The following is a 13831-nucleotide window of genomic DNA, read 5'->3' on the forward strand; positions in this document are numbered from 1 at the left end:
GTGATCTGTGTTAGCCGTATTCGTACGGTGGGCACGCTGTGCCCACGCGGAACGACGCGCTAACGAGACGCTCGATCGGACGTTGGCGGCTGAGTGCTGATTCGTCTCCAAAAAAAGCAGCCACGGTGCACGCCTCCGCGTGGGCACGGAGTGCCCACCGTACGGTCGACATGTCGACCTGAACACGGGCGCCCACCCGAGCACAACACGACTTTAAAAACGGAAACACAATGCTGCACTGGTTGAAGCACTACCAGCGCGCCATGCTGCCGGGCGACATCAGCGCCGGGATCGTGGTGGCGATGATGATGATCCCGCAGGGCATGGCCTACGCGCTGGTGGCGGGCCTGCCGCCGGTGGTCGGCATCTACGCCAGCATCGTGCCGCCGGCCCTGTACGCGCTGTTCGGCACCAGCAGCACGCAATCAGTCGGGCCGATGGCCATCATCTCGCTGATGACGGCCTCGAGCCTGGCGCCGCTGGCCACGGCCGGCAGCGCCCTGTACGGGGTGCTGGCCGCCCAGCTGGCCTTGATGTCCGGCGCGGTGCTGATGCTGTGCGGGCTGCTGCGCATCGGCTTCATTGCCAACTTCTTTTCGCGCCCGGTGATGAGCGGCTTCACCATCGGCTCTTCGGTGGTCATCGCGCTCGGCCAGCTGCCGGTCCTGCTCGGCGCCAGGCTGCCGGCTGTCCACCTGCCGAGCGCGCTGCTCGGCGTAGGTTCCCTGGTCCTGCTGCTGCTCGCGCGCAGCCACCTGGCGCCGCTGCTGCGCCGGTGCGGGCTGCCGCCGGCCTGGGCCGACATCGGCGCCAAGCTCGCGCCGATGGTGGTGGTGCTCGGCGCCACGGCGCTGGTGCCGCTCCTCGACCTGCAGGCGCGCGGCGTGCACACCACCGGCACGGTGCCGGCCGGCCTGCCCCTGCTGACGTTCGGCGTCTCGCACGCGCACTGGCAGGCGCTGCTGCAGCCGGCCCTGCTGATCGGCTTCATGGTCTTCCTGATCAGCATGTCCGGCGCCCAGGCCCTGGCCCTGAAGCGCGCCGAAAAGCTGCACAGCGACCGCGAACTGATCGGCCTCGGCGCCGCCAACCTGGGCAGCGCGCTGACCGGCGGCTTTCCCGTTACCGGCAGCATTTCGCGTTCGGCGGTGAACTTCACAGCCGGCGCCAACACCCAGCTGGCCAGCCTGATCACGGCGGCACTGCTGGCCCTGGCGCTGGTGGCGCCGACCGGCTGGCTGGCCCTGATGCCGCTGCCGACCCTGGCCGCGACCATCATCGTGGCCGTGCTCGGCATGCTCGATACCACCACGCTGCGCACCGCCTGGCGCTTCGACCGCGCCGACGCGGCGGCCCTGGTCGCCACCGCCGGCGGCGTGCTCGCGCTGGGCGTCGAGGCCGGCGTGGTGATCGGCGTGGCGCTCTCGATGGGCGCGCTGATCTGGCGCGCCAGCCGGCCGCACATCGCGGTGCTGGGGCGGATTCCCGGCACCGAGCACTTCCGCAACATCGCCCGTTACGCGGCCGACACGGCCCCCGGCCTGCTGATGCTGCGCGTGGATGCCGGCCTGTTCTTCGGCAACGTCGAGGCGGTGAACGCGCGCATCGAGGACGAGCTGGCTGCGCGCCCAGCCACGCGCGACCTGGTGCTGGTGCTGTCGGCGGTGAACGAGGTCGATACCTCGGCCCTGTTCGCGCTGACCGGGCTGAACGCGATGCTCAAGACGCGCGGGGTGGCGCTGCACCTGGCCGAGGTCAAGGGGCCGGTCATGGACCGCCTGAAACACAGCGAATTATTGCCTGCGTTAAACGGTCGTGTCTTCCTGAGCACGGCCATGGCCTGGGACGCACTGGCCTACTAAAAAACCTATCAGAATTGATATTGATATTGCTCAAACCTCATGGCAGCATTTGCAGCAAATAAGAACGATGGAGGCTGCCATGACCTGTCTCTTCACCCCTGGCTATTTCAGCCCGGCGCGCTGTAGCAGCACCGCTTCGACGGAAAAACGCATCGTGTCGGCCTGGCGCCTCGGCTGAGCCGGGCCATGCCATGGCAACGCAGACAATGGCCCGACATCCGTCCGGACACGTCCCCCGCCGCCCGGCGTTCAGCCTGGGCCTGGTCCGCTCCCCAACCTTGCCCGGCCTGGCCGTCCTTGGCCTGGCACTCGGCAGCCCATGCGCGCAGGCCGTCGATACCAAGCTCAGCGGCCGTGTGATGCTCGGCGCGGTGGCCCGCAGCGAGGCGCGCGATCCGCAGCTCCTGACCGGCGTGAACGCCGCGGCGATCGGCCTGGCTGGCTTCGGCAGCGGCGGCAATGGCGACGACGGCAACATGAACTTCGGGCGCGGCGACCTGGCCTCGCTGGCCTGGAAAGCCACCCTCGACCTCGACCTGCGCCAGGGCCCCTGGTCGGCGCTGGTGCGCGTCAAGGCCTGGCGTGACGAAGCACTGGAACGGCGCAAGCTTCCCTGGGGCAACTCCATCAACGGCTACGCGCCGAATGCGCCGCTGGACGATACGGGAGCCGCACGCCTGGCGCGCTTTTCCGGCGTGGCGCTGGGCGACGCCTGGCTCCAGTATGCGGGCCAGGCCGGCGCCATGCGCTACAGCGCGCGCCTGGGGCGCCAGTCCCTGAACTGGGGCGAGCGCTCGATCACCCCGGGCGGACTCGAAGCCCTGAACCCCAAGGACTTGCCGGCCACGCGCAGGGCCGGCGCCATTCCCCAGGAAATGCGGGCGCCGGCGCCGATGCTGCTCGGGCGCCTCGAGCTGACGCCAGCCTTTAGCCTCGAGGCCTATTACCAGACCCGCCATCAGCCGACCGCGCTCGACTTGTGCGGCAGCCTGTGGTCGATGAACGATTACCTGGCGCCTGGCTGCGACCTGGTGATGTCGGGGCCGCCCGCCGTGAGCGACCGCGCCCGTATTCCGCTCGGCGCCTACCAGAAGCGCCTGCCCACGCCCGCGGTGAACGGCCCGGAATACGGCGTCGCGCTCAGCTGGAAGTCGGCGGCGCTGGCCACCGACTTCGGCCTGTACCACGCCCGCTACAATGCGCGCAGCGCCTTGCCCAGCCTGCGCCGCAGCACCCGGCGCACCGGCCCCGCCCTGATTCCGGGCGACCCGGACGGGCGCAACATGGCCTATTTTTCCGAATACCCGCAAGACCTGTCGATCACCGCGCTCACCTTCCAGCACAAGCGCGGCAAGGCCAGCGTGTACGGTGAAGCCTCGTACCGGCCGCGCCAGCCCTTCATGCTGGCTCCGGGCGACGTGCTGCCGCCTTTCCTGAATGCCACGGTGCCGGCCCTGCTGCGCGCCGACGCCAACGCCGTGCCGCCGGGCGGCGTGTACCACGGCTACGACCTGCATCCGATGTCGCAGCTGCAGCTGGGCGTGCAGCGCGAATGGCAGGCCGGGCCGGTGGCGCTGGCGGCCACGGCCGAGGTGGTCGGCAAGCATGCCGCCGGCTTGCCGGACCCGGCCGTGCGCCGCTATGGCCGCGCCGACATCTTCGGGGTGGGGCCGGTGAACGGCGCCTGCAACGTCACCACCGGGAACGCGGCGCGCCAGTGCAGCCTGCGCGGCTACGCCAGCACGAACGCCTGGGGTTACCGCCTGCGCGTCGACGCGCGCATGCCGGCCGTGCTGCCCAGCTTGCTGCCCGGCCTGGCCTGCAACGCCAGCCTGGCGCTGGCACACGACGTCAAGGGCTGGTCGGGCGACTTCCTGCTGAACGAGGGCCGCAAGACCGCCACCGCCGCGCTGCGCTTCGAATACCGCCAGCGTTACCTGTTGGAACTTGCCTGGGCGCCGACCTGGGACGGCGACTACAACCCGGTGGCCGACCGCGACGTCGTCGCGCTCGCCGCCGGGGTCCGTTTTTAGTGCATACGCCAGCCAATTGCACCAGCATGGGGCGCGCACTGCTGACCATCGCCCTCGACAAGCAGGCACGAATCCTGCACGCTCTTCCATTCGACAGAGGAGGAGGGTGGAAATGATGCAGATTCGAATGCTCGACGCCGCCGGCGCGGCAGCGCATGCGGCGCCATTGCGCGCGCTCTTGCTCGACGCTGTCGCGCACGGCGCATCGGTCGGTTTCATGGCCTCGATCGACGAGGCGGCGGCCGACGCCTACTGGGCCGGCGTGCGCGAGGCCGTGGCCGCGGGAACGCGGGTGCTGCTGGTGGCCTGGCGCGACCATGTACTGGTCGGCACGGTCCAGCTCGACCTGTGCCAGAAGCCGAACGGCCTGAACCGGGCGGAAGTGCAGAAGCTGCTGGTGCACAGCGGCGCGCGCCGCGGCGGGGCGGCGACGGCCCTGATGGAGGCGGCCGAGGTGCAGGCGCTAGCGCTCAAGCGCGGCCTGCTGTTCCTCGATACCGAGGCGGGGTCGCATGCCGAGGCGCTGTATGCGCGGCTCGGCTACACGAAGATTGGCGAATTGCCGGAATACTGCGCCACGCCGGATGGTGCCTGGCGCGCCACGGCGATCTACTACAAGACGCTGTTCGTGCGCGAACGCAAGGGCGCGCTCGCCAATTGAGGGCTCAGGGCCGGACCCAGGGCAACGCTCAGGCGCTCTTCCTGCGGTCCGGGCCGTTGTGCGGCGGCGCCAGCTTGATCGGTGCGGCCAGTTCCGGATGCAGGGCCTGCTTGCCTTCGTACACGGCGGCAATGGCCGCCATGTCGGCATCCTGGTCGCCGCTCAGGCGCACGGTGTCGACCACGCTCAGGACCTTGGTGCTGTAGTCCATGTAGACCAGCAGCAGCGGCACGTTCGCGGCGGCGGCCAGGTGATAGAAGCCGCTTTTCCAGTGCGGGCGGTAGCCGCGCGTGCCTTCCGGCGTGATGGCGACCCAGCACCATTTCTCGCGCAGCATGCTCTGCGCCAGCGAGCGGGTGGCGCCCATCGGCGCGCGGCGGTCGACGGCAATGCCGCCCCAGTAGCGCATGAGCGCACCCATCGGCCCCTTGAACAGGGAATCCTTGGCCAGCCAGCGGAAATCCAGGTTCATCGCCCACTTGCCGAGCAGGCCGATGGGGAAGTCCCAGTTCGAAGTGTGCGGGTAGACGACGACGATGCCGTGCGGGCCGGGCAGGGGCTTGTGGCGCAGCTTCCAGCCGAACATGTTCAGCAGGCGCAGCGAAGTGCGTTGGCGCCAGGTTGGCAGGTCTGCGGGGCGCAGCAGGTGGTCGATCATGTTTTCTCCGTCGTGCCGTGCGCGAGCCGGCCGTTTTCTGATAGCTATTCCCGCAAGAATTACTTCCCTCCCGGAAAACCGAGGGTGGATTCTATATGGCGAGAACAGGGGTGACAAGAAAAAAGAAATGTGCTGTTGCAAGGCGCACGCGGTATGATGCGGCCGCTCATGGCGGCACTTCCGCTACCATTTCATGCGACCACTTCACGCTGCCGGACCGGCAAGCCTTCACGATATGGATATCACGATTTACCACAATCCGCGCTGCGGCACCTCGCGCAATACCCTGGCCGCCATCCGCGACGCCGGCCACGAACCGCGCATCGTCGAGTACCTGGCCACGCCGCCTGCGCGCGCCGAACTGCAGGCCATGCTGGCGGCGGCCGGTTTGTCGCCGCGCCAGGCCCTGCGCAGCAAGGAAAGCCTGGCCGCCGAACTGGGACTCGATGCGCCGGGCGTGTCCGACGAGGCGCTGCTGGACGCCATGCTAGCGCACCCGGTCCTGATCGAACGCCCGTTCGTGGTCACGTCCAAGGGCGTACGGCTGTGCCGGCCCTTCGACAAGGTGCGGGAAATCCTGTAAGCGGGCGGGCCCCGCTGCCGGGTGTCGCTGGCACTCGCTCAGTTGCCGGCGTCGACGCTGCCCAGCCCTGAAGCGGACTTGTTCACGACCGGCGGCTTGCCGTAATAGGTGAGGCTGCCGATGCCCTGGACTTTCGCGTCGAGCCGCTTGCGGGCATGGACGCGAACGTCGCCCACGCCGCGGAAGGTGACGTCGACGTTGTCGGCGAGCAGGGCCTTGGCATCGACCTCGCCCACGCCCTCGGCCTTCATGCTGAAGGTCTTGACCTCGCCGCTCGCGCGCAGGCTGCCGGCGCCACGGTAGTTGATGTCGAAGCGTTCGCCGCGCACGTCGTTCAGCCGGATCTCGCCGGCGCCCTCGGCGGCAAAGGCGCGCAGCGCAGGCATGCCGACGATCACGCGCTCGTCGCCGCGGGTGGTGGTCTTCATGCGGTCGTCGCGCATGCTCAGGCGCAGTTCGCCGCCCACGACTTCGCTGACCAGGTTGTTGAGGAATTTCTCGTCGCCGCGCACGGTGAGGCTCTGGGCCGCGTTACGGTCGACGGTGACGTTGATCGCTCCTTTGACGTAGATCGAGGTAAAGGCCGGCGCGCTGCGCTGCTGGTCCTCGGCGTGTGCAAGGGAGGCAAAGGCAAGCGAGGAGAGGGTGGCGGCAAGGATGAGTCGGCGCATGGCGGTGTCCCGGTTTGTTTGAATGCAGCCATTTTAGATAGGGCATTTTTCAAAAACCAAGTTTTTGAGACGGAATGCGCTATTTGCCGGACAAGCTGCCGGAAACCACCATGTTTGCTAGTGCTGGTAGGCCCCGATATCGAACCCGGTCTCCTTGTTGCGCGGCTTGCCCTGGAAGTCCTGTTCCGGCTTGTCGCCGCCCACGCCCTTGCCGATGGCCGGCGAGCGGGAACTCAGGCGGAAGTCGGGCGTGCCGGTGCGGCTGTACTCGACAAAGGCCGGTTCGGCGGCAATCGTGCCGACGTGGCGCCGTCCCTCGGGCAATTTCCAGTCAGCCACTGCGTTCTGGAACACCAGGTTGTTTACGTAGATATTGTTTTCGCCCGTGTCGCCCTGTTCGATGACGCCGTGCTGGTTGTCGAACACGATGTTGTTGGCCACCTGCGTGAAGTCGTTCGGTCCCTTCGAGTGGTAGTAGTCGCCGCCGCCGACCACGATCCCGGTGCCCGAGGTGGAAATGGTGTTGCCGGTGACGTCGACCCGGTTGGCGTCGTGCCACAGGTGGATGCCGGCGCCGGCAACGCGGTAGATCAGGTTGTTGCGCACCCGGCCTTCGGTGCTGATGTAGATGCCGTGGTGGAAGCGGCAATCGAGCGGGCCGATGTCGTGCACGTTGTTGCCGATGACCTCGGATTTCGTGCCGCGGTAGTAGCTGTCCACACCGATGCCGGCGCCCCCCGCGCTTTCGCAAGGGATGTCGAGGCCGACGTGGTGCACGTGGTTGTGGCGGATGCTGTTGTAGGAACCGCCGTTGTAGATGCCGCTCACCCACTTGCTGCCGCTCTGGTACTGGGTGCCGTCGATCTCGAAGCCGACGACGTCGACGTAGCTTGCGCGGTTGTCCCAGGCGCTGGTGGTGCGCGAGTCGAGCGGTGGAACGATCTTGGCACCCCATCGTTCGATCGACTGGAAGATGATGCGCGCCTCGGCGCTGCCATTGACGTTGGTGCGGAAGCCGCCCGTGTATTGCCCGGGCGCGACGAATACCGTGGTCCCGGGAGTGACGACCTGGGCCGCTCGACTGAGGGTGCGGAAGGGTTCGGCCTCGGTGCCGGGATTGGCGTCGGACCCGCCCGGCGCCACATACAGGTTGGTGCGCACGACCTCGGGTACGACCAGTTCCTCGGATGCACCTTCTCCCCAGCGGCATCCATCGAGCAGCAGTAGTAGGACGCAGCAGAGCACGGCGAAGATCGGGTTGGCGGGGCGGTACGCTGGGCAGCGGGCGGCGCCGGGTTCGGGTTGGGACATGGCATTCCTTGTCGAGGCAGACACCCGCAAAGTGTCACCCGGCACCCCCGCGTCCCAACGCGATTTGATCAAGTTTGCCTTTGAGCGCGCGCAAGGTAGATGGCGCGCGCTCGTGCATTGCCTTAACTATCGCCGCCGGCGCCGACCACCTGCGGCATGTAGGCCTCCAGGAAGGCCGGCGGCATGCGCCGCGGGCGGCCGCCGCTGATGTCGATGCACACCAGTTCCCAGCGTCCGCGCAGCACGGTGGCGCCGTCGCTGTTCCTGACCAGCTGGAAGCGGCGCTCCATCGACAGCTTGCCGTCGCCGCCGACCAGCCAGGTGGCCAGGGTCAGCTCCTCGCCCAGCAGGGTCGGCAGGATGTACTCGTATTCGCCGCGCCGGATCGCCATCGCGCGGTCGAGGCGCCGGTAATCGTCGAGCGAGAGGCCGAGCGACTCGGAGTGGGCCCAGCCGACCTGTTCGCACCAGCGCACGTAGACGGCGTTGTTGGTGTGGTTCAGCCCGTCGATGTCCTCGACGCGCGGCACGAGGGGTAAGGTAAAGGGGTGCGGATAATCCCAGTTCAAGTGATGTCCTTGCAAAGCGCACGGCAAACGCCCGGGTCCGCCGTCAAAAGGAACATTCTAACCGCGGGCGCGGCCGCGTGCAGCCCAGCTCAGGTCAACCAGCTCAACCCAGCTCCAGCAGCAGCGCCTGGTGATCCGACCCGGTTTCCGCCGCGTCCACGCGCATGCGCCCGACCCGCTCGGCCAGGGCGGCGCTGACGAAAGCGAAATCGAAGGCGAAGGGCGCGTTGGCGTCGGGATGGTCGTCGTGCAGGCCGACCGTGGGCGCATGGCGCCGGCCCGGCTGCGACAGGCGCCAGGCGTCGCGCAGCGGCGGCGTGCCATCGGGGAAGGGCGCCAGCAGGCGCGCGTATTCGGGCGAATCGGGCAGCATGTTGAAGTCGCCCAGCAACACCGCGCTGGCGGCGCGCGGCAGGGCCTCGAAGGCGCCGTGTTCCGGCCCGCCCGGACGCAGCACGCGCGCCTGCAGCACGGCTTCGCGGTGCAGCTCGCGCAGGCGCTCGACCTGGGCCATGCGCTGGAGCAGCGAAAAATACTCCAGGTGCACAGACAGCACGCGCAGCAGCCCGGCCGGCGTTTGCAGCGTGACTTCCAGCGCGCTGCGCGGCATGCTCATCACCTCGGGATCTGCCGGCCAGGGCAGCGAGTGGCGCAAGACCTGCAGTATCCGGTAGCGGGAAAAAATCATGGTGCCGAGGCGGCGCCGGCTGCCGTCGGGCGCGAGCGTGTCGAGCGCGGTGCAGCAGGCCAGGTTGTAACCCGGCAGGCGCAGGGCCAGGCCGGCGAACTGGTCGCCGAGCGAGGTGCCGTCGCGCGATTCGTAACCACAAGCTACTTCTTGCAGGCACAGCACGTCGAAATGGGAAAAGCGGGTGAGCGTGGACACGACGCGGTCCAGGTCGGCGCCGCCTTGCGGCGTGCGGGCCGCTTGCATATTCCAGGTGATAAGCTTCGGCATGGCTGTCCTTTGCATGAAGAGCGCACAGCCTAAGCCGACTGCGTTGAAGCGGACTGATCCAGTTCAAGCGTGCGAACCGAACCCGGCAGACAGCTGCGGAGGCCGACATGTTCACGATCGTTTTGCTGCTCTACCTGCAGCAGCACCTGGAAGTAACGCTCGAAGGCAGCAGCCTGCGCGGCGTGTATGGAACGAAGCAGGAATGCGAGCGCGCGGCCGTGCGCCTGCGCGGGCCGGTGCCCAGGCCGCCCGGGGTGACGGCGGCCTGGCACGATGCAGTCTGCCTGCCGATCAACCGCGGCGTGCGCGTCAACGAGCTGGCGCCGCTGGACTTGCGCGAGCTGCTCGACCGGCAACCGCCGCCCGGCTGCGGCGGCAGCGGCGACTGGCGCCGCGTGGCCGAGCTATGCCGGCCGTCCAGCAATCCCGCACCTTGAGGACCACGGCGCGGGCCTGGATGCCGGCCTACATGCGCTCCCAGCTCACGCCCTTCGGGCAAGCGACGTTGCCGGCCGCGCTGCCGCCGCCGGCGGCGCCGGGACCGAAAACCACGGAGCCGGTCATGCGGCAGGTCTGCTTGCCATTCTGGGTCGTGCGGTAGATGACGACGCCGTCCGGCGACTCGTATTTTTCCATGCGCATGCTGAGCGAACGGTCGATGTGGGCGGCGGCCACGGCGCTGCGAAAGCGCGACCACGGGGTATCGGCCTCCAGGGGCAAGCCGCTCTTGCCCTTGCGCACCTCGCGGTCGAAGGCGGCGGCGCTGCGCTTGCCTGCGGCGAGCAGGTCTTCTCCGGCAAGCGTGACGGGGGCGTCGCCCGCAGGCTGCTCTGTCGGCTGCGGCATGTCCGCGGTGTCGGGCTGCACGGCGGGCGCCGTATCGGCGGGAGCGGGCGGCGCGCTTTCCGCCGGCGGCGCGGGAACGGTGTTGCGCGGCGCCGGCAAGGATGGCGGCGGTGGAGCGGAGTTGGACGGCGCGGGTGGCGGAACGGCGGCAGGCGGCGCCGGCACCGGGCGCATGGGCAGCAGTTCGATCAGCCGCTCGGGCAGTGCCGGAAGAGGCGCTGTTTGCGCCTGCCAGCGCCAGCCCAGCACCAGCAGCAGGTGGAAGCCGAGGGTCAGCGCGAGCGGCGTCCAGTTCGGCCGTGCAGCAGGGTGCCGGTCTCCGAAATGCATGTGGCTTAGAGCCGCGTCCAGCGGACGCCGGTCGGGCAGGGGATATTGCCGGCCGTCTGGCCATCGGACGGATTGATGCCGCCGACGCTGCCGCTGCGGTAGCAGCGCACCCGGCTGCCGACGATCTTGCGGTAGACGATGACGCCGTCGGCAGCCATGTGGCTGTCCAGGGTGCCGGCCATGCTGCCGGTCTTGCGCGCATCGGCAACCTGCGTGCCGAAGCGCTCCCACTTGCCTGCAGGTTCGGACGTCATGGCGCTGTCGCCCGTAGGCAGTTCGCGGCTGATGCGCCCGGCCAGGGCGCGTGACCTGGCGAGCAGCTCTCCAACGGAAGCGATGGGAGCGGCAACTTCGGCCTGGACTGGCTCAGGCTGTGGAGATTCGGCATCCGCCACCACGGCTGCAGGCGGTTCGGATGCAGGCAGGACGCGCGCCACTGGCCGTCGCGCGGGTTTGGGTACGGGTTCGCGTAGCGCGCGCGGCGCGGCATGAATGGGTTTTGCCGCAGGCTTGACCGTCACCAGCAGCGTGGCGCGTTCGGCGGACGGCTGCGGCACGGGCTGCACGCCGGGCCGCAGCAGCCAGGCCAGCACCAGCAGCAGGTGCAGGCCCAGCGTGAGGACGAGCGGCGTCCACGACACGCTGGAAGATGCCGGAACGCCGATCCGCATGGCGGCTTACTTCACCGTCATGGCTTGCTTGATGCTCACGCAGCGCCCGTCTTCCTGCAGCGTGTCGAGCAGGGCGCGGCGGGTGCCGGCCGACAGCTCGGTGTACTTGCCTGCCGCCGCTTCCAGGCGCTTGACGCTGGCCGGGGTGCAGGTGGCCGGGATCAGGGAGCCGGCGTACGAACGCATGTAGACCGGGCCGGCCTCCTTGTCGATGGCCGGCAGTTTGGCCAGGCGCGCCGCAGCGGTCTGCTCGGACAGGGCGCCCTGCTCGGCCGGGTACAGGCTGCCCATCGCGGTGCGGATCTTCGAGAACGGCTGCTTGGTCTGCAGGTCTTCGACGGTGGCCAGCCACTGCGATTTCACCTGCGCATCCGGACGCACGACAGTGGCGGCGATCGCCGCGGCTTGGCCGGTATCCGACTTGTCGCGCGCGGCTTCGCTTTCCACCAGCGCGCTAGCGCCGGCCACGTTGTAGCGATTCAGGCGGCGGATGATGGACCAGCGCAGGTCCTGGCTCACGTTCAGGCCTTCGACCGTGGTGCTGCCGGCCAGGATGCCTTGCAGGCGCTCGAGTGCGGCCGGGCTGGAGGCCAGGTTCAGCCAGGTGCCGAACCAGGCGCGCTGGAAGTTCTCGTTGCCCTTGTTCGCCTGCACGCCGTTCCAGGCCATGTCTTCCAGCTGGATGCGGGTCTGTTTCGCCCACGCCGAATCCAGGTTCATCGCGTCCAGGTATTGGCTTGACGCGACCACCTTGCCCAACACGTCGTTCAGCAGCGTGTAATCCTTTTCCAGCGGCGCGTTGGTCAGCGCGGTCTGAATGAATTCGTTCAGCGGCAATTGGCCGTCGCGCACGCCATCCCACAGGCTTTGCCACAGCATCGAGCGCAGCAGGGCGTCGTCGACTTTCGACAGGTTGGCGCGCGCGGTTTCGAACGAGCGCTTGTCGAGTTGGACTTTGACGAAGCCCCAGTCCTGGTAGTTCGGGTAGACCAGGTCAGGGCAAGCCGTGCCGACCAGGCCAGGCACTTTCGTCGTGGCGCCGGAATAGGTGACGGCCACGTTCCGGGTCAGGGCCAGCTTGCCGCCCTCGACCTTGAAGGTGCCGATCTGCACGCGCTGTTCGCGCAGGGTCGGCAACGCCTTGCTTGGCGCGGTCTGCTTCAGCGTGAACGAGGAGATCTTGCCGGCCTTGCAGGAGAAATCGGCGGCAACCGTGTTCACGCCCGCTTCGTACAGCCACTGGCGGGTCCAGCCCGACAAATCGCGACCTGCGGCTTCGCCCAGGCTGCCGATGAAGTCTTCCAGCTTCGCGTTCTGGTACGAATACTTGGCCAGGTAGTTGTGCACGCCCTTGCGGAAGACTTCCGCACCCAGCAGGTGGCGCAGCTGGGCCAGGGTCGAGGCGCCCTTCGAATAGGTGATGGCGTCGATGTTGTCGAAGGCGTTCGCTGTCGACGCCACCGGCACTTCGATCGGGTGGGTGGTGACCTTCTGGTCCTGGGCGTAGGCCGCCTGCTTGCCGCCCGAGTAGAAGGACTGCCAGGCATCCTTGAACTCGGTCGCTTCGGCGGTGGCCAGGGTGCCCATGAAGGAGGCGAAGCTTTCGTTCAGCCACAGGCCGTTCCACCACTGCATGGTGACCAGGTCGCCGAACCACTGGTGCGCCATTTCGTGCATGATCACCGAAGCCAGCGACTGGCGCTGGGCGTCGGTCATCTTCGCCTTGTGCAGGAAGCGGCCTTCGGCAAAGGTGATGGCGCCGGCGTTTTCCATGGCGCCGTACAGGAAGTCCGGCACCAGCAGCTGGTCGTATTTCTCGAACTGGTAAGGAATGCCGAAATACTGGTCGAAGAAGGCCAGGCCGTCTTTCGTGTAGCGGAACCAGTCTTCCGGCGTTACCTGGGCCGCGACCGACTGGCGCGCGAACAGGCGCATCGGGTACTTGCCGCTCTTGTCTTCCCATACCTTGTACGGGCCGGCGTGCAGCGAGAAGTTGTAGGGGCTGAGCTTTTTCGTGGTCGGGAAGGTCCAGCGGCGCAGGGCGCCCAGGTCTTCGATCTTCGTTTCGCGGGTGGTCGAGACCACGTGCCAGTCGGCCGGTGCGGTGGCCGTTACCTGGTAGGTCGCTTTCAGGTCGGGCTGGTCGAACACGGCGAACATCTGGTGCGCGGCGGCCGGCTCGAAATGGGAATAGGTGTAGACGCGGCCGTCGACCGGGTCGACCATGCGGTGCAGGCCTTCGCCGTTGGTGCTGTGCAGGCGCTCATAGGCGATGACGACGGTGTTGCGGCCCTTGGCCAGGTCGGCGGCGGCAATGGTGACGAACCAGTTGTTATACTTCGCATCCACCTTCTTGCCGTTGACGGTGACCGATTTCACGGTTGCCTTGTCGAGGTCGATGGTCAGGGGCGCGGCATTATCGGCCAGGTCGAAGCTGGCGCTGGTGACGCCGCTGAAGGTTTCCTTGCCGGTCAGCGCGAACTCGAGAGCGTAGGCGACGTTCGACACGCGTGCCGAGCGGGCGGCAGCATCCTGTTGCGAAAGGAAGGCGTTTTCGGCGCGTGGAGCGGGCGATGCAGGTGCGGCGTGGACGGTGCCGAAGGCGAGGGCGGAAGCGATGGCAAGCGCCATGGCGCGTGGTGCGAAGATATTCAATGCGGTTCCTTGTGAACGTGCCA

The 13831-nt window shown here is 67.9% G+C and carries 13 protein-coding genes; 5 read left to right on the forward strand and 8 right to left on the reverse strand.

Annotated features, from left to right (window positions below):
* Positions 1-230 precede the first annotated feature (230 nt).
* The 3 genes from LK540_RS01485 to LK540_RS01495 all read left to right on the forward strand — a co-directional run bounded on the left by LK540_RS01485 (position 231) and on the right by LK540_RS01495 (position 4556).
* On the forward strand, positions 231-1862 hold the full coding sequence (locus LK540_RS01485; protein ID WP_229435256.1) for a SulP family inorganic anion transporter: 1632 nt from the start codon (positions 231-233) through the stop codon (positions 1860-1862).
* Between the two features lie 206 nt (positions 1863-2068).
* Positions 2069-3895, forward strand: coding sequence for a DUF1302 domain-containing protein (locus LK540_RS01490; RefSeq protein ID WP_229435257.1), 1827 nt, complete (start codon positions 2069-2071; stop codon positions 3893-3895).
* A gap of 112 nt (positions 3896-4007) precedes the next feature.
* A complete protein-coding gene (locus LK540_RS01495; RefSeq protein WP_229435258.1) occupies positions 4008-4556 on the forward strand; it encodes a GNAT family N-acetyltransferase in 549 nt (182 codons plus the stop codon).
* Positions 4557-4584: 28 nt separating this feature from the next.
* Here the strand turns inward: LK540_RS01495 and LK540_RS01500 are convergent, their stop codons facing one another.
* A complete protein-coding gene (locus LK540_RS01500; protein ID WP_229435259.1) occupies positions 4585-5214 on the reverse strand; it encodes a 1-acyl-sn-glycerol-3-phosphate acyltransferase in 630 nt (209 codons plus the stop codon).
* 235 nt (positions 5215-5449) lie between these two features.
* Here LK540_RS01500 and arsC point away from each other — a divergent pair, with 235 nt between their 5' ends.
* A complete protein-coding gene (gene arsC / locus LK540_RS01505; RefSeq protein ID WP_229435260.1) occupies positions 5450-5797 on the forward strand; it encodes an arsenate reductase (glutaredoxin) in 348 nt (115 codons plus the stop codon).
* 38 nt (positions 5798-5835) lie between these two features.
* Here arsC and LK540_RS01510 read toward each other — a convergent pair whose 3' ends face one another.
* The 4 genes from LK540_RS01510 to LK540_RS01525 form a co-directional block, all read right to left on the reverse strand.
* Positions 5836-6468, reverse strand: a complete 633-nt coding sequence (locus tag LK540_RS01510; protein WP_229435261.1) for a head GIN domain-containing protein — start codon at positions 6466-6468, stop codon at positions 5836-5838.
* A 117-nt stretch (positions 6469-6585) separates the two neighbouring features.
* Positions 6586-7779, reverse strand: coding sequence for a right-handed parallel beta-helix repeat-containing protein (locus LK540_RS01515; RefSeq protein WP_229435262.1), 1194 nt, complete (start codon positions 7777-7779; stop codon positions 6586-6588).
* Positions 7780-7901: 122 nt separating this feature from the next.
* Positions 7902-8348, reverse strand: a complete 447-nt coding sequence (locus LK540_RS01520; protein WP_229435263.1) for a thioesterase family protein — start codon at positions 8346-8348, stop codon at positions 7902-7904.
* Positions 8349-8451: 103 nt separating this feature from the next.
* On the reverse strand, positions 8452-9306 hold the full coding sequence (locus tag LK540_RS01525; RefSeq protein WP_229435264.1) for an endonuclease/exonuclease/phosphatase family protein: 855 nt from the start codon (positions 9304-9306) through the stop codon (positions 8452-8454).
* Between the two features lie 107 nt (positions 9307-9413).
* On the opposite strand from LK540_RS01525, the gene LK540_RS01530 reads away from it, so the two are divergent.
* Positions 9414-9743 carry a hypothetical protein gene (locus tag LK540_RS01530; RefSeq protein WP_229435265.1) on the forward strand — a complete coding sequence of 110 codons (330 nt, stop codon included), beginning with the start codon at positions 9414-9416 and terminating at the stop codon, positions 9741-9743.
* A gap of 28 nt (positions 9744-9771) precedes the next feature.
* Here the strand turns inward: LK540_RS01530 and LK540_RS01535 are convergent, their stop codons facing one another.
* The 3 genes from LK540_RS01535 to pepN are packed head-to-tail and all read right to left on the reverse strand — an operon-like array spanning position 9772 to position 13808.
* Positions 9772-10482, reverse strand: a complete 711-nt coding sequence (locus LK540_RS01535; protein ID WP_229435928.1) for a hypothetical protein — start codon at positions 10480-10482, stop codon at positions 9772-9774.
* Positions 10483-10487: 5 nt separating this feature from the next.
* Positions 10488-11153, reverse strand: a complete 666-nt coding sequence (locus tag LK540_RS01540; RefSeq protein WP_229435266.1) for a hypothetical protein — start codon at positions 11151-11153, stop codon at positions 10488-10490.
* A gap of 6 nt (positions 11154-11159) precedes the next feature.
* Entirely contained in the window at positions 11160-13808 is a 2649-nt protein-coding gene (pepN, locus tag LK540_RS01545) for an aminopeptidase N (protein ID WP_229435267.1), read from the reverse strand.
* Between the last annotated feature and the right edge of the window lie 23 nt (positions 13809-13831).

Source organism: Massilia sp. IC2-278 (assembly GCF_020708045.1).
Classification (GTDB): Bacteria; Pseudomonadota; Gammaproteobacteria; order Burkholderiales; family Burkholderiaceae_D; genus Telluria.